19 protein-coding genes are annotated in these 19,560 nt (G+C 72.4%); 8 read left to right on the plus strand and 11 right to left on the minus strand.

Annotated features, from left to right (window positions below):
- Positions 1–7: 7 nt before the first annotated feature.
- On the minus strand, positions 8–1,300 hold the full coding sequence (locus ASG53_RS15675; RefSeq protein ID WP_056135505.1) for a molybdopterin molybdotransferase MoeA: 1,293 nt from the start codon (positions 1,298–1,300) through the stop codon (positions 8–10).
- Positions 1,301–1,323: 23 nt separating this feature from the next.
- Here ASG53_RS15675 and moaCB point away from each other — a divergent pair, with 23 nt between their 5' ends.
- The 3 genes from moaCB to moaA are packed head-to-tail and all read left to right on the plus strand — an operon-like array spanning position 1,324 to position 3,880.
- Complete coding sequence (gene moaCB, locus ASG53_RS15680; protein ID WP_082544117.1) at positions 1,324–2,445, plus strand: bifunctional molybdenum cofactor biosynthesis protein MoaC/MoaB; 1,122 nt, start codon at positions 1,324–1,326, stop codon at positions 2,443–2,445.
- Complete coding sequence (locus ASG53_RS15685) at positions 2,442–2,891, plus strand: molybdenum cofactor biosynthesis protein MoaE (RefSeq protein ID WP_056135508.1); 450 nt, start codon at positions 2,442–2,444, stop codon at positions 2,889–2,891. Before moaCB ends, ASG53_RS15685 begins: the two co-directional genes overlap by 4 nt.
- Complete coding sequence (gene moaA / locus ASG53_RS15690; protein WP_442983374.1) at positions 2,888–3,880, plus strand: GTP 3',8-cyclase MoaA; 993 nt, start codon at positions 2,888–2,890, stop codon at positions 3,878–3,880. The genes ASG53_RS15685 and moaA overlap by 4 nt, the downstream gene beginning before the upstream one ends.
- Positions 3,881–3,935: 55 nt before the next feature.
- On the opposite strand, the gene ASG53_RS15695 is transcribed toward moaA, so the two are convergent.
- The 7 genes from ASG53_RS15695 to moeB form a co-directional block, all read right to left on the minus strand.
- The gene (locus tag ASG53_RS15695) at positions 3,936–4,190 is read right to left on the minus strand and encodes a MoaD/ThiS family protein (protein WP_056135514.1); all 255 of its coding nucleotides are present in this window, start codon (positions 4,188–4,190) and stop codon (positions 3,936–3,938) included.
- A 1-nt stretch (position 4,191) separates the two neighbouring features.
- Positions 4,192–4,476 (minus strand): DUF6457 domain-containing protein, encoded by a 285-nt coding sequence (locus ASG53_RS15700; protein WP_056135519.1) that lies wholly within the window; start codon positions 4,474–4,476, stop codon positions 4,192–4,194.
- On the minus strand, positions 4,473–5,303 hold the full coding sequence (mobA, locus tag ASG53_RS15705) for a molybdenum cofactor guanylyltransferase (protein WP_056135525.1): 831 nt from the start codon (positions 5,301–5,303) through the stop codon (positions 4,473–4,475). Before mobA ends, ASG53_RS15700 begins: the two co-directional genes overlap by 4 nt.
- A complete protein-coding gene (locus tag ASG53_RS15710; RefSeq protein ID WP_162246162.1) occupies positions 5,300–6,397 on the minus strand; it encodes an ATP-binding cassette domain-containing protein in 1,098 nt (365 codons plus the stop codon). Before ASG53_RS15710 ends, mobA begins: the two co-directional genes overlap by 4 nt.
- Positions 6,398–6,440: 43 nt before the next feature.
- The gene (gene modB, locus ASG53_RS15715; protein WP_056135533.1) at positions 6,441–7,262 is read right to left on the minus strand and encodes a molybdate ABC transporter permease subunit; all 822 of its coding nucleotides are present in this window, start codon (positions 7,260–7,262) and stop codon (positions 6,441–6,443) included.
- Complete coding sequence (gene modA, locus ASG53_RS15720; RefSeq protein ID WP_056135536.1) at positions 7,259–8,110, minus strand: molybdate ABC transporter substrate-binding protein; 852 nt, start codon at positions 8,108–8,110, stop codon at positions 7,259–7,261. The genes modB and modA overlap by 4 nt, the downstream gene beginning before the upstream one ends.
- 63 nt (positions 8,111–8,173) lie before the next feature.
- Positions 8,174–9,334 carry a molybdopterin-synthase adenylyltransferase MoeB gene (moeB, locus tag ASG53_RS15725; RefSeq protein ID WP_308507612.1) on the minus strand — a complete coding sequence of 387 codons (1,161 nt, stop codon included), beginning with the start codon at positions 9,332–9,334 and terminating at the stop codon, positions 8,174–8,176.
- A 199-nt stretch (positions 9,335–9,533) separates the two neighbouring features.
- Here moeB and ASG53_RS15730 point away from each other — a divergent pair, with 199 nt between their 5' ends.
- Genes ASG53_RS15730 through ASG53_RS15740 form a run of 3 tightly spaced genes read left to right on the plus strand, consistent with a single transcriptional unit; the run spans position 9,534 to position 15,318 of the window.
- Positions 9,534–11,168 (plus strand): DUF3375 domain-containing protein, encoded by a 1,635-nt coding sequence (locus tag ASG53_RS15730; RefSeq protein ID WP_082544118.1) that lies wholly within the window; start codon positions 9,534–9,536, stop codon positions 11,166–11,168.
- On the plus strand, positions 11,165–11,782 hold the full coding sequence (locus ASG53_RS15735) for a DUF4194 domain-containing protein (RefSeq protein ID WP_056135541.1): 618 nt from the start codon (positions 11,165–11,167) through the stop codon (positions 11,780–11,782). Before ASG53_RS15730 ends, ASG53_RS15735 begins: the two co-directional genes overlap by 4 nt.
- Positions 11,782–15,318, plus strand: a complete 3,537-nt coding sequence (locus ASG53_RS15740; protein ID WP_056135544.1) for an ATP-binding protein — start codon at positions 11,782–11,784, stop codon at positions 15,316–15,318. The genes ASG53_RS15735 and ASG53_RS15740 overlap by 1 nt, the downstream gene beginning before the upstream one ends.
- Positions 15,319–15,334: 16 nt before the next feature.
- Here ASG53_RS15740 and ASG53_RS15745 read toward each other — a convergent pair whose 3' ends face one another.
- From ASG53_RS15745 to ASG53_RS15755, 3 genes are all read right to left on the minus strand, one after another.
- The gene (locus ASG53_RS15745; protein WP_056135547.1) at positions 15,335–16,618 is read right to left on the minus strand and encodes a type II toxin-antitoxin system HipA family toxin; all 1,284 of its coding nucleotides are present in this window, start codon (positions 16,616–16,618) and stop codon (positions 15,335–15,337) included.
- Positions 16,608–16,856 (minus strand): helix-turn-helix transcriptional regulator, encoded by a 249-nt coding sequence (locus tag ASG53_RS15750; protein ID WP_235533969.1) that lies wholly within the window; start codon positions 16,854–16,856, stop codon positions 16,608–16,610. Before ASG53_RS15750 ends, ASG53_RS15745 begins: the two co-directional genes overlap by 11 nt.
- Before the next feature lie 120 nt (positions 16,857–16,976).
- Positions 16,977–17,966: an AraC family transcriptional regulator gene (locus ASG53_RS15755; RefSeq protein WP_056135553.1), complete on the minus strand. Its 990-nt coding sequence runs from the start codon at positions 17,964–17,966 to the stop codon at positions 16,977–16,979.
- A gap of 80 nt (positions 17,967–18,046) precedes the next feature.
- Between ASG53_RS15755 and ASG53_RS15760 the strand changes: the two genes are divergently transcribed.
- Positions 18,047–18,535: an anthrone oxygenase family protein gene (locus tag ASG53_RS15760; protein ID WP_056135555.1), complete on the plus strand. Its 489-nt coding sequence runs from the start codon at positions 18,047–18,049 to the stop codon at positions 18,533–18,535.
- Between the two features lie 25 nt (positions 18,536–18,560).
- Entirely contained in the window at positions 18,561–19,415 is an 855-nt protein-coding gene (locus ASG53_RS15765) for a FadR/GntR family transcriptional regulator (protein ID WP_235533970.1), read from the plus strand.
- Positions 19,416–19,560 lie beyond the last annotated feature (145 nt).

The following is a 19,560-nucleotide window of genomic DNA, read 5'->3' on the forward strand; positions in this document are numbered from 1 at the left end:
CGACGACCTACCAGGGCAGGGGCAGGTCCGGGACCACGGCCCCGGCCTGGACGCCGCCCGGAGGGACGACCAGGACGCCGTCCGCCCCCGCCAGCCCGCGGAGCATGCCCGAGCCGAGCCACGCCGTCGGCCGGGCCAAGACACCGCGGGTGGTCCCTGCGGCCACGTCGCGCTCGAGGAGCCCGCCGAGACCGTCGACGTCCGGGACCCGCACGTACGGCACCAGCCGGCTGTCGTGGGCTGGAGCCCCCACAGCCCCGGCGGTGACCGCGCGGCCGAGGACCACGGGCGGCAGACCGCGCAGACCGAGGGCGAGCGGCCGGACGATCGTGAGCACACCGGCCATGGCCGAGAGCGGGTTGCCGGGGAGGCCGACCAGGGACCGCCCGTCCTGCAGCCGCGCCAGCAGCACGGGGTGCCCCGGACGCATGGCGACGGTGTCGACCACCAGCTCGGCACCGAGGACCGTCAGCGCCCTGTGCAGGTAGTCCGCCGGGCCCGCCGCCGTGCCACCCGTCGTGAGCACCACGTCGGCCTCGCAGGCGCGGATCGCCTCGACAGCCGCGTCGAGGGTGTCGGCGACGAAGGTCGCCGGACCTGTCACCAGGCCGAGCATCCGTGCGAGGTGCGGCAGCTGAGGGGCGAAGGCGTCGCGGACCTCGCCCTCGCCGGGCAGGCCGTCGTGGCGCACCTCGTCCCCCATGACCAGGAGGGCCGCGGTCACCGGGCGGTGCACCGTCAGCCCGTCGTTGCCCGCCATCGCGGCCAGGCCCACCTGCGGAGGAGTCAGCACCCGGCCCGGTGCGACGAGCACGTCGGCCTGCGCAGCCTCCAGGCCGGCCGGTCTGACATGGCTCCCCGCAGCAGGTTCGGCGGGTTGCCCGTCTGCGGGAGGGTCGGCGTGCACCCACGCCGGTCCGTCACCCTCGGCCCACGCTCCGCCGTCCGCGGTGCGGACCGAGCCGAGCTCGCGGCGCAGCACCCCGAAGGCCCCGGCAGGGACCACCCCGCCCGTCGCGATCACGGCCGCCGTGCCAGGAGCCAGGGCACGGCGCATCGGGTGCCCGGCGAGGGAGGAGCCCACGAGCTCCCACGGGCCGGTCTCGCCGGAGACCACCCACCCGTCCATCGCCGAGGTGGTCGACCTGGGCAGGTTCATGAGAGCGACCGCCGGCTCGGCCAGCACCCGACCCACGGCCTCGACGAGCGGCACCCGCTCGGCGGGGACAGGTCGCGCGGCGGCGTACGCAGCAGCGTGGGCCTCGGCCCACGACGGTTCGAGGAGAGAGTCATGATCCATCACAAGAGACGAGTGTGCCCGAGATGACCCAGTTCCGAGAAGTCCGAGCACGAGCACCCCACGATCCCGTGGCCCCCGCAGGGGACGGGCGGTCCGACCACCTCACGCACCTCGACACCGCAGGCCACGCCCGCATGGTCGACGTCAGCGCCAAGCCCGTCACGCAGCGAGCAGCCGTCGCCGTCGGACGGGTCGTCTGCGCCCCGGCGACTGTCGAGGTGCTGCGGCGCGGAGAGCTGGCGAAGGGTGACGCGCTCGCCGTCGCCCGTATCGCGGGCATCGCCGGCGCGAAGCGCACCCCCGACCTGGTGCCGCTGTGCCATCCCGTGGCGATCACGGGGGTCGAGGTGAGCGTCGAGGTCGTCGTCGACGGGGTCGAGATCCGGGCACAGGTCCGCACGGCCGAGCGCACCGGGATCGAGATGGAGGCGCTCACCGCCGTGACGGTCGCCGCGCTCACAGTCGTCGACATGGTCAAGGCTGTCGACAGGGCCGCGCACATCGGCAGGGTCTGGGTCGAGCGGAAAGAGGGTGGAGCGTCCGGGACCTGGGAGCGTGGGAAGCAGGTCGCGGCGGACGAGGCGCAGGATCTGGGCACGGGCACCGGAACCGGCGTCAGCGCCAGCGCCGGGCGAGAGGTCCAGGGCCCTCGTGCCGAGGTCCAGGCCGTCGTCGTCACCGTCTCCGACAGGTGCTCGGCCGGGGAGCGCGACGACGTGTCCGGACCTGTGCTCGCCGAGATCCTCACGGGGTGGGGCGCGCAGGTGAGCAGGGCTGTCGTCGCCGACGACGCCGAGGCCATCGCCGAGGCCGTCCGAGATGCCGTGGACTGCGGGGCGCGGCTGGTCCTCACGACAGGGGGCACCGGTGTCACCTCACGTGACGTGACCCCCGAGACGGTCCGACCGCTGCTCGACAAAGAGCTGCCGGCGCTCGCCCAGGCTGTCCGCGACGCTGGTCGTGGCACCCCGGGGGCGCTGCTCTCCCGCTGCGTCGCCGGGATCGTCGGACGCTCCCTGGTGGTCACCCTCCCCGGGTCCCCGGGAGGGGTGCGAGACGGAGCACGGGTGCTCGCGGAGGTCGTCGAGCACCTCCTCGACCAGCTGGGCGACGGCGACCACCCCAGCGCACGGAGCACCCGATGAGGCGGGCAGCAGAGGTGGTCCCGGCGAGCGTGGTCGTGCTGGCAGCGGTCACCGACCAGCCGATCGACGTCGCGACCCACGAGCAGGCCGTCGCCGCACGCTGGGCTGGTGCGACAGCGATCTTCGCCGGGGTCGTCCGAGACCACGACGGAGGGCGTGCTGTCGACAGGTTGACCTACGAGGCGCACCCCGACGCGGGTCAGGTCGTCGCCCGGATCGCCGGTCAGGTGGCGGACCTCTTCCCCGGAATCGTGATCGCGGTGTCCCACCGTGTCGGTGCCTTGGAGGTCACCGACGTCGCGCTCGTCGCGGCTGTCGCCTCCGCGCACCGCGGTCAGGCCTTCGCCGCCTGCGCCGAGCTCGTCGAGAGGGTCAAGGCGAGCCTGCCCGTGTGGAAGCACCAGGTCCTCGCCGACGGGTCTGACGAATGGGTGGGGGCGCTGTGACCGCCGCACCCCTCGTGGACAGCTTCGGGCGGCGGCACCGCGACCTGCGGATCTCGCTGACCGACAGGTGCTCACTGCGCTGCACATACTGCATGCCCGCCGAGGGGATGCCCTGGCTGGCGTCGGGCACGCTGCTCACCCTTGCCGAGACCACCCGGATCGCGGCTGTCGCCGTCCAGCACGGGATCGAGGAGATCCGGCTCACCGGCGGTGAGCCGCTGCTGCGGCCAGACGTCGTCCAGGTGGTCGAGGCGCTCGCGGGCCTGCCGGGCAGCCCGGAGGTGTCGATGACCACCAACGGACTGCGGCTCGGCGGGCTCGCGCAGGGGCTCAAGGACGCCGGGCTCGCCAGGCTCAACGTCTCGCTCGACACGCTCAGCCGCGAGCGCTACCAGCAGCTCACGCGCAGGGACCGGCTGGGGCAGGTCCTCGCCGGGCTGGTCGCCGCCGACGCTGCGGGCTTCGAGGGCACGAAGATCAACACCGTGCTGCTGCGAGGCGTCAACGAGGACGAGGCTCCGGCGCTGCTGAGGTTCGCCCTCGAGCGCGGGTACGAGCTGCGGTTCATCGAGCAGATGCCCCTCGACGCCGGTCACACCTGGACCATGGAGGGGATGGTGCGTGCCGACGAGGTCCAGGCGCTGCTGAGCGAGCACTTCGACCTCGTCCCGGTCCCGGGCCGTGGTTCGGCGCCCGCCGAGCGGTGGTCCGTCGACGGCACGCAGTCCGCCGTCGGGATCATCGCGTCGGTCACCCGGCCCTTCTGCGGGGCCTGCGACAGGATCCGCCTCACGGCCGACGGCCAGCTGCGCAGCTGCCTGTTCGCCCAGGAGGAGACCGACCTGCGGACCCTGCTCAGGTCCGGGGGCACCGACGAGCAGATCTCGGCGGCCCTCGGGCTCACCGTCGCGCAGAAGGCTGCCGGGCACGCCGTCGGGCAGGCGGGCTTCGAGCAGCCCGGACGGGGGATGTCGGCGATCGGGGGGTGACGGGTGCCAGACTCAGCCGCCCGGTCGTGGGCCCGGCGGCTGAGCCTGGGGCCGGTCAGCCCCCTGCGAAGGGCGGGAGCACGTCGATCCGCACCGCCCCGACGACACGCTCTCCGAGCGCCTCGCGGCTGAGCGAGACCCCGTCGAGCAGGTAGGAGCTGATGCCGACGACCCGGGCGAGCTCGGGGCCGTGCGTGGCGACGAGCGCGGCGAAGGCTGACTCGGGGGTGTCGGCCTCGACGGTCTCCTGGTCGAGGCCCCCGGCGGCGGCGCGGGCCGCGGCGAAGTAGCGCACGGTGACGGTGGCCATGTCAGGCCCCGTCCGTGGCCGTGCCCGGCCTCGTGCCCAGGGCGAGGTCGCGGGCGATCGTTGACGCGGCCTGGACAGCCTCGGGGGTCCCGCCGGCGAGTCCTGCGCAGAGCCCGACGAGATACGTGGTCAACGGCGCGGCAGGCCGGGCGACTGAGTGTGCGGCGTCGCGGGAGAGGTCCAGCAGGAGCTGGACGTCCGGGCGGAGCGCGACCTCCTGGGTGAGGCCGAGAGCCTGGCTGAGCTCGGCGCACCAGGCGTCGAGGGTCGAGGGCTGGGTGGTCATGAGAGGTCCTTCCGGTCGTGAGGGGAGGGCGGGTCGAGAGGGCTGAGCGGCGAGCCAGGTGCTGGACCAGTGGTCGGCGGGGTGGGTGCCGGCGTCCCGCTGCGCTCGCGGACCGCTCCTGGCGGGCGGGCTGAGGCGGGGCTGCGGGTGCTCGGCCGCGCGTCGGGCACGGTGACCCCGAGCAGGGCGGCGTCCTGCCACGTGTCGACGTCCCGCGTCGCGCGGGCCGGCAGGGGGACAGCCTCGACCGAGAGCAGCGCGAGCAGCCTGCGCAGCGGCGCCCCGACGAGGTCCCCGGCGCCGGAGAGGGCGCGTCGGAGCGGGTCGAGGGCGTAGACCGCGAGGAGCGGCTGCGCCCGGCCGTCGACGTCGTGGCCGACGAGGGCCTCGGCCTCCGGGCAGGCTGCTGCGGCTGCGAGCAGGGTGGGGACGGCGTCGGCTGCGTGCGGCAGGTCGCAGGCGAGTGCCAGCACCCACAGGCTCATGGTGCCGTCCAGCGCCTCGACGCCCGCGGCGAGCCCGGCGAGAGGTCCGCCGAGGGGTGGGTCTTCGACCGTCCAGGTGACGAGCCGCCCGCCGGGCACAGGGCGTCGAGGTCCGACGACCACCACCTCGTGGCCTGCGACGGCGTCGAGCACCCTGCTGAGGAGCGGTGTGCCGTCGAGCACGAGCGACGCCTTGTCGACCCCATCCAGCCGCCGTGACGTGCCGCCTGCCAGGACCACCACCGCGCACCGCGCCGCGCCCACGCTCCGTCCCTCGACCCCGCTCCGCCCTTCGACCCCGCTCCGCCCTTCGAGCTCCCTGCTCGCCTCGACCCCGCTCATGCCGGGTACACCTCGAGGGACGACGGGTCGATCTGTCCCCACACCGTGGCGCCCGGCCGGGCACCGAGCCGGATCGCCGTGGCCGCCGCGACGTCGACGCGGAGGGGGAGCGGCGCTGCGCAGGTGACGCGCACAGCCGCGCCGAGCTGTTCGACCGCCGCGACAGTCGTCTCCCAGATGTTCCGCGGCCCGTCGGCAGGCCGTGAGGCGTGCAGCGTCGTCGCGCGGGGTGGGACGGCGACCCAGACCGGGCCGTCGGCAGGTGTCGAGGACGACAGCCGGACGGTCCACGGCCCGGCCGACGGACGGGTGGCAGCCACGGCCCGGTCGCTTCGGGCGGACGCAGGTCCTGGGAAGGTCCCGTCCACGAGGACCTCTGTGCCGTGGGAGTGCCCCGCGAAGAGGTCCAGGCCGACGAAGGACGCCGCAAAACGGCTCGTCGGGCGGCGGGCGACCTCGTCCACGGTCCCGTGCTGGACGAGCACGCCGTCGTCGAGCACGGCGACGTGCGTGGCCAGGGCCATGACGTCGAGCACCGAGTGGGTCGCCAGCACGAGCGGGACCGGGAGCTGGTCGAGCCAGCCGTGCACGGCTGAGCGGGCGTCAGCGGCGACCTCGGTGTCGAGCGACGAGAAGGGCTCGTCGAGGAGCACGCCGACAGCAGGGGCGAGCACAGTCCGCAGGACCGCGAGGACCGCCGACTGTCCGCTCGAGAGCTCCCCGGCCCGGCGTCCGACGAGGTGCCCGAGCCCGAGCGCGTCGAGCGCGGCGAGAGCCCTGAGCCGCGTCGTGGCGGCCTGGGAGCAGCCGCTGCGTGCCGCCCCGAAAACCAGGTTGTCCAGGACCGTCATGGTCGGGAACAGCCGCGGTTCGGCGAAGGTCATCGGCAGCCGCCTCTCGTCGGCCCGCACGTGGACCCCGTCGCCGACCAGCACAGTCCGGCCCGACGTGACGCTGCTGCCGGGTGCGGCTCTGTCCAGACCCGCCAGGAGCCGCAGGACCGACGTCTTTCCCGCCCCGTTCGACCCGACGAGCGCCAGGCGTTCCCCGGGGCCGACCTCGACGCCGACGTCGAGCCGGAGGCTGCGGGGCACGGATCCTGTCAGCCGGGCCCGCAGCGGTGCGCCTGCCGAGGGTTCACCGTGCACCGAGCCACCTCCCGCGCAAGAGCACGAGGACCACGACGGCGAGCCCGATCATCAACGACGAGGCGACCATCGCCGCGTCGAGGTCGTGGCCGAGCAGCTCGTCGATCGCGACCGGGAGCGTCTGCGTGACCGACCGGATCGACCCTGCGAAGGTGATCGTCGCGCCGAACTCGCCGACGGCGCGTGCCCAGCACAGGGCGATCCCGCCGAGGAGTGCGGGCCGCAGCCCCGGCAGGGTCACGCGGCGGAAGACCGTCCACGGGTCCCCGCCGAGGGTGAGGGCAGCCTCTTCGAGGAGGACGCCGCGGGCCCTGAACGCACCCTCGAGCGAGACCACGAGGAAGGGCATGGCGACGAAGACCTGCGCGATCACCACAGCCGCCGTCGTGAAGGGGACCGTCACCCCGGCGAGGTTCCAGACGAGCGACCCGACAGGGGCTCCCCGCCCGTAGGTGAAGAGCAGCGCCGCTCCGCCGACCACCGGTGGCAGCACGAGCGGGATGGTCACCAGCAGCCGCACCAGGCCTTGCCCCCTGGAGGTGCCCGTGCCCAACCACCAGGCGAGCGGGACCCCCAGCAGCGCAGACACGGCCGTCGCCGTGGTCGCTGTCCAGAGGGACAGCGCGAAGGCGTCGCGCACTGTGGACGAGGACAGCAGCGTGATCGCGTCGGGCCACGGCGTGCGGGCGAGCAGCACGACGAGCGGCAGCACGAGGACGACGACGGCTGTCCCCGCCGGCAGCCAGAGCCAGGCGGGCACAGGGTGGACGGCGCCGGCCGTGCGGGGAGGTCGTGAGGCCGCGGTCGTCACGGTGCGTGGAGACCGTGCTCTGCGAGGGTGGCGGCCCCCGCCTCGGACAGGACGCTCTCGACGAAGGCGTCAGCGACGGCTGTCCCGGTGAGCGAGGCGATCGGGTAGGCGGTGGTCTGGGCGACGGCAGGTGCCAGCTCGACGTGGTCGGCGCCTGTCGACGCGACGACGTCGGAGCGGTAGACGAGCGCGGCGTCGACCTGCCCGGCGACCAGGGGCGCGAACGCCGCCTTGACGTCGGGGGCCTCGCTCGCCCCGGCGAGGGTGATCCCGGCGGCTGCGAGCGCAGCGTCGGCGAGGGTGCCGCAGGGCACGGCCGGGGCGCAGCGGGACACCACCAGGCCGTCGGCTGCGAGGTCGGTCAGGTCCGTGATGCCGAGCGGGTTCCCCGGGGCCACCGCGATCACGAGGTCGTTGCGCGCGAAGAGGACTGGGGACGGAGCCGCTCCGGATCCCTCGAGCGTCAGTCCGTCGAGGGCCGTGGCCATGGTGGTCGGGTCGGCTGTCGCCAGCACGTCCGCGGGTGCGCCCGCACGTACCTGGAGTGCGAGGGTGGACGAGCTCCCGAAGGACAGCACGACCTCGGTGCCCGGGGTGGCGGCCTCGAGGTCTGCGGCGATCGCCTCGAAGGAGTCGGTGAGCGAGGCCGCGGCCAGGACGGTGACGGTCTGTGCTCCCGGTGACCCCTGCAACCCCTGGTCGGTGCTCGACCCGGCAGGGCCCGGGGTGCAGCCGACGAGGGACGAGCCGCAGAGCGCGAGGGCGATGACCGAGACGAAGGCAGGGTGGGACCCTGCCCGTCGGCGGGGTCCTCGTCCCTCTCCGCCCGTCTGTCTCGAAGAGGCCATTTGTCCAGTCTCGCCGCCGGTTCCCCGCAGCTACTGGGGCGAAGGTCCTGGCTCGGGCGCCCCTCAGTAGGTGGGTTGGTCGGGGGCGACGTCCGAGACCCAGCGCAGCACGCCTCCCGCCAGCTCTGCCACGTCGGGGTGCCCGGCGGCGCGCAGCGCGTCAGCCGCACGTGCCGACCGCGCGCCGGACCTGCAGACGACGACGACGGGACGGTCCTGGGGCACCACGCCAGGATCGTCGAGAAGGTCGGGCAGGGGGAGGAGCACCGAACCAGGGATCGAGACGATCGCGGCCTCGTCCTGGCTGCGCACGTCGAGCAGCACGGTGCCCGGCCGGCTCGACAGGTACAGGGCGAGGTCGGCGGGCAGGACGTGACCCACGGTCGGCGCCGGAGCGTCGACCGAGCAGGCCTCGACCCAGGCGTCGGCCACGTCGGCCCGCGACAGGATCGTCGCGCGAGGCCCGCACAGGGCGCAGTCCGGGTTCTTGGCGACGGTGACGTAGCGCCACTCGCCGTCGAGGGCGTCGAAGGTGGCCAGCCGGCCCACCAGGGGACGACCGACCCCCAGCAGCACCTTGAGGGTCTCGGTGGCCTGGGCCGCGCCGACCACACCCGCCATCGCCCCGAGCACACCGCCCTCGGCGCAGGACGGCACGGACCCCGGGGCCGGGGGCACGGGGTGCACGCAGCGGTAGCAGGGCCCTGTCGTCGCGTCGAAGACCGACAGCGCGGCGTCGAACCTGAACAGCGCCGCCCAGACGTACGGCAGCCCGCGCAGGGCGCACGCGTCACCGAGGAGGTAGCGGGTCGCGAAGTTGTCGGTGCCGTCGACCACCACGTCGTAGCCCTCGAGCAGGTCCCAGACGGTCTCGGCGGTCAGCCGCACGCTGTGCAGGACCGTGCGGACGCCCGGGTTGATCGCGGCGAGGCGCTCGGCGGCAGACTCGGTCTTGAGGCGTCCGACGTCGACCGTCCTGTGGACGACCTGACGCTGCAGGTTGGTCAGGTCCACGGTGTCGTCGTCGACGAGGCCGATGGTCCCGACGCCGGCCGCCGCCAGGTAGGTGAGGACGGGTGAGCCGAGCCCGCCCGCACCGATCACCAGCACCCTGGACCGCAGCAGCCTGCGCTGCCCGGCGAGGCCGACCTCCGGGAGCAAGAGGTGCCGCGCGTACCGGCTGCGCTGCTCTGTGGTGAGATCGGTCTCCGTCGGTGTCGTCACGCGCATCTCCTCGTCGGTGGGGCCGTGCCGCTGAGAATCACCGTAGCCCGCCTAGAGGGCCGAAGACCGAGCCCTCGGTCCCACCTAGGGGTGTGCCGCTGCGTCGTCCACAGGCTCCCGACGCCTGCCGTCCAGGAGCCCTCGACCACGTAGGCTGAGCCCCGATTCCCCACCCCTTGCCGAGCCACGAGAGTGAGCGATGAACCACGACGACGTCGAGTCCCTGCGCCGCGACAACGCCGCCTGGCGGCTGCTCCGCGCCGACTCTGCGCCCCTCGTGCTGAGCTTCCTCGGGCGGGTGTTCATCGAGCAGAACGTCCGGGCCATCGGGGAGACCGAGCTGGTCTCGCTGCTCGACGACGCCCTCTACGACCTCAACGCCGGCCACGACCCCGCCCCGTACCCCCGCAGCCCCAAGGCCTACCTCGACACCTGGGCTGCGCCCGACGCCGGGTGGCTGCGCAAGTACTACAGGCCAGGGTCGGACGAGCCGCAGTACGACGCGACGCCCTCGGTCGAGAAGGCCGTCGGCTGGGTCGCGGCCCTGCGCGGGCGGTCCTTCGTCGGGACCGAGTCCCGCCTCAACACGGTCTTCGAGCTGCTCCGTCAGCTGGCCGTCGGCACCGAGACCGACCCCGACGTCCGCCTCGGTCAGCTCGAGGCGCGGCGCGCGCAGATCGACGCCGAGATCGAGCAGGTCCGCGCCGGCGTGGTGCCTGTGCTCGACGCGGGGTCGCAGCGCGACCGCTACCAGCAGTTCGCCGCGATGGCCGCCGAGCTGCTCTCCGACTTCCGCGAGGTCGAGGACAACTTCCGCACCCTCGACCGTGAGATGCGCGAGCGCATCACCGGGTGGGACGGCGCCAAGGGCGAGCTGCTCGAGCAGGTCGTCGGCAGCCGCGACGCGATCGCCGAGTCCGACCAGGGGCGGTCGTTCCACGCCTTCTACGACTTCTTGCTCTCCCGCGAGCGGCAGGAAGAGTTCACCGAGCTCATCACCAAGGTGCAGACCCTCGACGCCGTGAGCGCCATGAGCGGTGGGGACAAGCGGCTGCGCCGCATCCACTACGACTGGCTCGACGCCGGTGAGCGCACGCAGGCGACGGTCCGGGTGCTGTCCGAGCAGCTGCGCAGGTTCCTCGACGACCAGGTGTGGCTCGAGAACCGCCGCGTCATGGACCTGCTGCGCAGCATCGAGGGGCACGCCCTCGCGCTCCGCGACCGCTCGCCGGACCTCGTGACCGAGATCGACGGGGTCAGCCTCGACATCGTGCTGCCGATGGAGCGCCCGCTGTTCAGACCGCAGGCTGTGGCGAAGATCGACTCCGAGCACGTGGCACCCGGAGAGGTCGACTTCGACACGAGCCGCCTGTTCGACCAGGTGCACGTCGACCCGGCCCGCCTCGTGGCGGGCGTCCGCGAGGCGCTGCGGCACGAGACGCAGGTGTCCTTGCCCGACGTCGTCGCCGCGCAGCCCCTCGACCAGGGCCTCGCCGAGCTCGTCACCTACCTCTCGCTCGACGACCCGCGCTTCACCATCGTCGTGGACGCCGAGCACACCGACGAGGTCCGCTGGATGCTCGGCGACGTCGAGCGCGTCGCGACGGTCCCGCGGGTGACCTTCGTCCGCAGGGCGGGGTCGACCCCGGTGGTCGGGACAGGACCGGACCCGAGCGCAGCGCCGGGCAGGCGGGAGCCCGGGGGCGCGGCACCCGTGCCGCCATCCGCTCCTGCCTCCGCGCAGACCGGCAGAGCAGCCCCGGGCGACGGAGCCGCAGAGACCGCCCCAGAAGCACCAGACGAACAGCACGCACAGCACGAGGAGACCTCATGAGCCAGCCCACGGCCCGCGCCGAGTCGGAGCTGTCGCACGTCGTCACGGCCCTGATGAAGGGCGTCGTGTACCGCGACACCCATGCCCAGCTCTTCGCCGACCTCGTCACCCTCCAGCCGCAGGTGCGCGACTACGTCGCGGTCATCGGGCTGAGCGTCGTGGTCGACGACACCGAGGGCTACGCCTACCTGCGGTCGATGGCCGACGACGACGAAGAGCGCGAGGGCACCCTGCGCCTCGTCGCGCGGCGAGCCCTGCCCTTCGAGGTCAGCCTGCTGCTCGCCCTGCTGCGCAAGCGACTCGCGCTCTTCGACTCCGAGGGCGGGCAGACGCGCCTGATCCTCGGGCGGGACGAGATCGTCGAGATGGTCCGGGTGTTCCTGCCGTCCTCGAGCAACGAGGTCCGCCTCGTGACGCGGGTCGAGGGCATGGTCCACAGGGCCGTCGAGCTCGGGTTCTTGAGAGCCCTCGGCGAGGGGCAGTACGAGGTGCGCCGTGTGCTCAAGGCCTTCGTCGACGCGCAGTGGCTGGCCGACCTCGACGCGCGCCTCGCGGAGTACTCGGGGTACGCGGCAGCGGGGCAGAACGTGCAGACCGACGGGACGGTGGAGTGATGGAAGGCCTGTTCAGCGCAGTCGAGCTGCACGACGCGGAGGCTGACGTCGACCAGCGGGCGGGGTTCAGGCTCGAGCGCCTCGAGGTGCTCAACTGGGGCACCTTCGACAGGACCACGTGGTCCTTCGACCTCGAGGGGCGCAACGCGCTGCTCACGGGTGACATCGGCTCGGGCAAGTCGACCATCGTCGACGCGATCACTACGCTCCTGCTGCCCGCCAACCGGATCAGCTACAACAAGGCGGCCGGCGCGGAGGCCAAGGAGCGCACGCTGCGCTCCTACGTGTCGGGCTACTACAAGTCCGAGCGCAACGAGGCGACCGGGACCTCGCGCCCCGTCGGGCTGCGCGAGGGCTCCACGTACTCGGTGATCCTCGGTGAGTTCGTCAACCGCGGCTTCGAGTCCACGGGTGTGCTCGCGCAGGTGTTCTGGCTCAAGGAGGGCGACCAGGGGCAGCCGAGCCGCTTCTACGTGACGGCGACGTCGAGCATGACGATCGCCGAGCACTTCGCCAACTTCGACGGGGACATCACACGGCTGCGCAAGCGTCTGCGCGAGGCCGGTGCGCAGGTCCGCGACACCTTCCCCGAGTACGGCAAGGACTTCCGCAGGCTGCTCGGCATCGAGTCCGACCAGGCCATGGACCTGTTCCACCAGACCGTGTCGATGAAGTCTGTCGGCGACCTCAACGAGTTCGTCCGCCAGCACATGCTCGAGCCCTTCGACTCCGGGCAGTGGACCGACAGGCTCGTCGCGCACTTCGACGACCTCACCCGCGCGCACGACGCCGTCACCCGGGCGCGAGCGCAGATCATGCAGCTGACCCCGCTCGTGGCCGACTGCGACAGGTTCGCCGGGCTCGTCGACCAGGCAGCCGCGGCGACAGCGCAGCGTGACGCGCTGCGGGTGTTCACGGCTCAGCGCAAGGACGCCGTCCTCACGCAGCAGATCGATGCCTACGACACGGCGATCCGGGCCCGCGACGAGCGCCTCGTCGCCCTCGACACCGAGATCAAGGCCGTCGAGGCCGAGCGTCGTCGCCTCGAGCTCGAGCGGGCTGGGCACGGTGGCGACCGCCTCGCCCAGATCGAGGCCGAGGCTGCGCGCCTGGAGTCTGTGCGCGCCGACCGGGAGAAGCGCGCCGCGGAGTACCGCAGCAACCTCGAGGCCGCCGGGCTCGAGGGCGTCGCGGACGGGCCTGAGTTCGCGGCCCGCCGCGAGCAGGTCCTCGCCCAGGTCGCGACCGAGAAGTCTGAGCTGCAGCAGGTCGAGACCGCGATCGGGGAGCTCGACTACGCGCTGCGCGAGCAGAAGGTGGTCTCCCGCGAGATCACCGAGGAGATCCGCAGCCTCCAGGGTCGCAGCTCGAGCCTGCCCGCCCGCAGCCTGCAGGTCCGCGCGCAGATCAGCGACGAGCTGGGCATCGCCGAGGACGAGCTGGCCTTCGCCGGTGAGCTCATCGCGGTCCGCGACGACCACCGCGACTGGGAGGGTGCCGCCGAGCGTGTGCTCCGCAGCTTCGCGCTGTCCCTGCTGGTACCCGCAGCGCACTACGACGCCGTGTCCGGGTGGATCAACAGCAACCACCTGGGCCAGCGGCTCGAGTACTACCGCGTGCCGACCGAGGTCCGCCCGCGCGTCGAGGCTGATGGTGGGGCCGACTGGCCGCACCTGTCCGAGATGCTCGAGATCCAGGAGTCGACGGTCTCGCGCTGGCTCGAGCAGGAGCTCGCGCGCCGCGCCGACTACGCCTGCGTCGACTCTCTCGACGAGTTCCGCCGCGCGCACCGCGCCGTGACGCGCGAGGGGCAGATCAAGCACTCGGCCAGCCACCACGTGAAGAACGACCGCAACCGTGTCGACGACCGCTCGACCTACGTGCTCGGGTGGAGCAACCAGACGAAGGTCGACACGCTCCTCGCCCAGGCGACGACGGTCTCCGAGACCGTCACCGACCTCACCGAGCAGCGTGCGGTGCTCATCGCGACCAAGGACGCCGTGGTGGACCGCGCGCACGCGCTCAACCGCCTCGAGATGTTCCGCGACTTCACGGAGCTCGACTGGGAGCAGGTCGTCCACCAGGTCGGCGAGCTCACGGCCGAGAAGCGCCGCATCGAGGCCAACTCCGTCGAGCTCGCCGAGCTCGCGGCGACCCTCCAGGAGCAGACCCACCGCAGCGCCGAGCTGGCGCAGGAGCGCGACAGGCTCATCAGCCGCAACGGTGGGGAGCGGCACGCCGTCGAGTCCTTCCGGACGCAGCGCGAGGCCGCGCGGAAGATCGGCGGGGTCGCCGCCGCGAGCGCAGGCGAGGGCGCGTCGGCGTCGACGGGTGCTGCGCCTGCGGTGGGCACGGCGTCCGGGACCGCAGTCTCGGGTGTCGCCCAGGTGGCGCTCGACGCCGTCGCTGCCCTGTGGGACGCGCTGCCCGAGCAGGGTGGCAGCCGTGCTGGCGCCGCCAGCGCCGGCGGACCGGGTTCTGGTGACGCAGCTGCGACGATGTCGGAGATCGACGCGGCCGAGGCCGCTCTGCGCACCCAGCTCACGGGGGTCGTCGAGGCGCGTCAGCGCGAGCAGGGTCAGCTGGCCACGAGCATCGCGAAGCAGATGACGGCCTTCAGCCAGCAGTTCCCCGTCGAGACCTCCGAGATGGACAACGACGTGCGGGCCGCTGGGGAGTACCGCGAGCTGCTCGAGCGCCTGGAGCGCGACGACCTGCCGCGCTTCGAGGAGAACTTCAAGGAGTACCTCAACACCAACACGATCCGCGACGTCGCCCAGTTCGCGGCCGAGCTGCAGAAGCAGTCCGACCTCATGAGCGACCGCGTCGACGTCATCAACGACTCGTTGCGCGCGATCGACTACAACCCCGGCACGTACATCCGGCTCGAGATGACGAACACCCCCAACACGGAGGTGCGCGACTTCCGCACCCAGCTGCGGGCGTGCACCGACGGCATCTTGGGTGAAGACCTCGACCAGTACTCCGAGCAGCGGTTCTTGCGCGTCAAGGAGATCATCGAGCGCTTCCGCGGACGCGAGGGGCAGACCGAGGCCGACCAGGCGTGGACGCGCCGGGTCACCGACGTCCGCAACTGGTTCGTGCTGTCCGCCTCGGAGCGCTCCAAGGCCGACGACGTCGAGCTCGAGCACTACTCCGACTCGGGCGGCAAGTCGGGTGGGCAGAAGGAGAAGCTCGCCTACACGATCCTCGCGGCGTCGTTGGCCTACCAGTTCCGCCTCGACTGGGGCGCTGTGCGGTCCAAGGCCTTCAGGTTCGTGGTCATTGACGAGGCCTTCGGGCGCGGGTCCGACGAGTCGACGCGCTTCGCGCTCCAGCTGTTCCGCAACCTCGGGCTGCAGCTGCTGATCGTCACGCCGCTGCAGAAGATCCACGTCATCGAGCCGTTCATCTCCGCTGTGGGTTACGTCGACAACCCGACAGGCCGCGGGTCCAGGCTGCAGACGCTGACCATCAACCAGTACCGCAGCAAGCGGTCCGAGCACCTGCTGGGGGCGCTCGGCGCGGAGGTCTGACAGAAGGCCGGGGTGCTCAGAGTGCTCTGAGCACCGTCTGAGTCTGCTCGCGGACGCCGGGGAGGAGCCGTGCCGCCACGTCGGAGGCCGCGCCGTCCCAGTCGTCGATCTCAGCGAGCGCCTCCGCCATCGCATCGGGCGCGACCTCGGCAACCTCGCGCACCTTGTCGAGGACCGTCGCCTCGTCCACAGACACCGCCTCGCAGAACCTCTTCCAGGTGTCGGGCGTGACGTGAGCGGGATCAAGCTCACCGGCGATGCTCATCGAGAGTGCTCTCGCACCGCCTGCTGGAGGCTCGTACGCCAACCCGGTCGCGACGTCGAAGAGCGGCGCCAGCTCCACGTCGTCGCCCTGGAGCAGCACGGCGTAGTTGCGGGCGTGCGCGTCCGGCGCGGCGATGACGGTGTTGTAGACCAGTCCGTCGACGAACCGGGCGACGTTCGCAGCAGCGGCGCGCGCAGTGGACGAGCTCTCACGCAAGAGCCGGACGATCGTCTCCGCGTCCGGGCCGCCCTCGCTCTCGTACTTCTCTCGGACCCCGAGCGCCTGGCAGAGATCCTCCTGGTGCAGGCGGCGGAGGCCGCCAGCCTGGTCGCTCGGAGCCCTGTCGAATCGAGTGATGACGATCGCGTCCTCGCTCTTGAACGACACGTACTCGGTGTGCGCTGCGGAGACGCCGCAGCGGGTCGCGGCGTGCATGCTCACGTGCTCGATCATCGCCTGAGCCCGGAGAGCGTAGATGCCAGGCTTGACGATGTGGCTCGTGGGCTCGGACCCGGTCGCCTCGAACCACTGTCCGTCGGAGAGCCGAAGGGCGAACTTCTGCTGGCTCCCGCCGAGCGACCAGTGCTCACCCGGCATCGTCCAGCTGGCGTCCATGTCGGTCCGGAGCGCGGCGAGGCGCATCTCGAGGTCAGAGTCCGAGACGGGGATGAGCTCGCCCGTCCGGGCCGCGGTCGTGTGGACGTCCTCAGGGAGGCAGAGCTGGACAGCGCCTGGGCAGTCTTGGCCGACGGCAGCGAGGAGGCTCAGGGTGTCGTTCGCATCCGCACCGTGGACTCGGGCGATGGCGCGGCGGACCGCGTCATTGTCAGGGAGCAGCCCGTCGAGAAAGGTCTCGACCGGGGTTCCGGTGATGGTGCCGGTCGAGGTCGGGAGAGACAGCGACAGAGGTGTGCGTCCTGGTCTGCGTGCCGCCTTGGTGAAGGTGAGGCGGAGCGCTCCGCTCCGACCGCGATCGACCTCTCCGACAACCTCGCCGTCGAGCAGCACGGCGAGGTGTGGGCTGCTAGGAGGCATCGTCGGGCCTGTCGTCGCGGACCATGAGCGAGGCGTCGAGCGTGTCGAGCAGGTGCATGACCAGCCCTACCTCAAGGCCGTGCTTCGAGCCGCTCTCGACCGCGACGACCCACTGTCGAGAGACGCTGGCGGCTTCGGCGAGCTGTGCCTGGGTCAGGCCGCGGTCGGAGCGCAGACGTCGGACGGCCTCCCCCAGCTTGGGGAGCGAGCGAGCGAGCGCGATCGACTGGCCGGACATGGTGTCAGCATACGACGACACCCGATGCATGTCTACGTATGACGACATGCATCCGGTGTCGTCATATGTTGACATGTGTCCTCGCTCTCGCGGGACGACGGCGAGGTCGACCGGAGAGGCTCAGGCGTGCTGGCGGCGGTAGCGGCTCGGGCTCGTGCCCATCTGCTGGGAGAAGGCCGCGCTCAGCGCGAAGGCGCTGCCGTAGCCGACGTCGGCGGCGATCGAGGCGAGGGTGCGGTCCGTCGCCGTCAGCAGGTCGGCGGCGAGGGTCAGGCGCCAGCGCGTGAGGTAGGCCATCGGCGGTGAGCCGACCTGGGTGCGGAAGCGTGCCGCGAAGGTCGCCCGCGAGACGTCGACCTCCCGGGCCAGCGTCAGGACCGTCCAGGGCTCGGCCGGGCGGTCGTGGATCGCTCGCAGCGCCCCGTGGACCACGGGGTCGTGCGCTGTCGAGAGCCACCCGGGCGCGTCGTCAGGGTGGGCGGCGAGCCAGGCGCGGACCGTGGCCACGAGCACCACGTCGACGAGCCTGTCGACGACGGTGCTCTGCCCGACCTGGTCGGTCGTGAGCTCATGGACGAGCAGGTCGACGAGCGCCGTCCCCGGTCCGGAGCCTGCGGGGACGTGCGCCACCCGGGGGAGCGTCTCGGTCGCGAGCCTGCCGGCCTCGCTCGTGCCCGGGTAGGTCGCCACGAGCAAGGAGTCGGTGCCGTCGGCGGTATTGCCCCATGTGTGCGTGCCGTGGGCCATCGCGAGGTGGAGGTCGGTGCCGTCGGGCGTCGTGCACGACTGGTCCGGGCCGATCACCGCACTGGTCAGCGAGGGGTGGGACGGGGCGACCGGGAGCGGACCTGGGAGTACCTCCGGTCCGGTCCCGTCGTCCAGGTGCTCCACGACGTAGGGCTGCGGCCCCCGCACGACCGCCACGTCGCCGGGCCGCATGTCGGTCTTGCGGCCGTCGGCCACCAGTCTCCCGCTCCCGCGCAGGACCACGACGAGGGTCAGGGCGGCCTCGTCCCGGACGTCGATCGACCACGGCGGGTCCATGACGACGCGGAGCGTGAAGGCTCCGCGTGCGCGGGGGTGGTCGAGCAGACCGGACAACGGGTCCATCCCCCGACCCTAGACGCTGGCGTATGTCTTGACGCGGATGAACTGTTCACAGTCTCATCCACAGGCTGTGGACTGAGCGTATGAACTCTCCGACAGCACATCTGCTCGCCGCTGGGGGAGCCGCCGTAGTCGGTGGCGTCTACCTCGCGTTCTCCGCGATGGTCATGCCCGCGCTGCGGTCCCGACCCGCCGCCGACGCGATCGCCACGATGCAGCACGTCAACGTCGCGGCGGTGCGGGCGCCGTTCATGGCCGTCTTCTTCGGCTCGGCCGCTGCGGCGGTCGCGGTGGTCGTCGTCGAGGTGCTCCGTGCGCGGTCCGCGGACGACGCCAGCCTCGGGACGGCGCTCGGGTTGGCCGGGGCGCTGCTCTCCCTCGCCGGGTTCGTCGTCACCGTCGCGTACAACGTCCCGCGCAACGACCTCGTCGCGGCCCTCGACCCGACGTCGGTGACCGACCAGGCGCGCTGGCTCGACCTGGCCCGGGAGTGGACGTCGGCCAACAGCCTGCGCGGCGGGCTGTCCCTGCTCGGGGCAGTCCTGCTCGGCGCGCGGGTCCACCTCGGCTGACCACCCGCTCGACTATCCTCGGGGCATGCCTGTCCCGCCGGAAGCGACGCCTGACCAGACGACGTCGAGCCCGGTCGCGGGGGCCGAGCCGCAGCCCGAGGCGCCTGGGCGTCTTGGCGGTCGGCTCGAACCGGTCCCGCCGCAGCAGCGCGGGCTGCTCACCGAGCAGATCGCCCGCAGGCTCGAGCACGACATCCGGTCCGGCGACATCGCCGTCGGTGCCAAGCTGCCCTCAGAGCGCGAGCTCGCGATCCAGTTCGGCGCGAGCCGCAACGTCGTCCGGGAGGTGCTGCGACGCCTGGAGGCGCAGAGCCTCATCGAGGTGGCGCCCGGGCGCGGCTCCTTCGTCAGCGAGCACTCCTCGGCCCAGGCCCGCGGCTACGACGCGCTCTACCGCGCGGAGCGGCCGACAGCCCGGCACCTCATCGAGGCGCGCATCCCGCTCGAGGTCGAGATCATCGGGCTCGCGACCGAGCGCGCGACCGAGGCCGACATCGCCGCGATGACCGTCGCCAACGACCTGCTCCTCACGGCGCAGGACGTCGTCACACAGGCACGCGCCGACCTCGACTTCCACGACGCGATCGCGGCGGCCTCGGGCAACCCTGTGCTGCGGATCATGCTGTCGTCCATCAGCGGCATGATGTTCGAGATGATGCTGCGGTCCAACTCTGACCCGTCGATCGGTGAGCCGGGCGTCCCCCACCACCCGGAGATCCTTGAGGCGGTCAAGGCCCGCGACGTCGACCTCGCCCGCCACCGCATGCGTGAGCACCTGTCCCTCGGCCTGCGCACCTACGGCGCCGACCTCGACGTGTCCCTCGACGTCATGGCCACCCGGCACATCGAGACGCTGCTCCGGAGTCAGCAGGGCGGGTGAACCCCTGCGCAGGACGGCGGCTGACACCGGGGCCGAGGGGCATCCGAAGGTTGCCAGGTCGCGGGCGGCTCAGAGGGCAGCGCACCGTGATGTGGGAGAGCCCCCGACCGCTGGCGGTCGGGGGCTCTCCTGGTCGAGCAGGTGC

The organism is Sanguibacter sp. Leaf3 (genome assembly GCF_001425965.1).
Taxonomy (GTDB): Bacteria; Actinomycetota; Actinomycetes; order Actinomycetales; family Cellulomonadaceae; genus Sanguibacter; species Sanguibacter inulinus.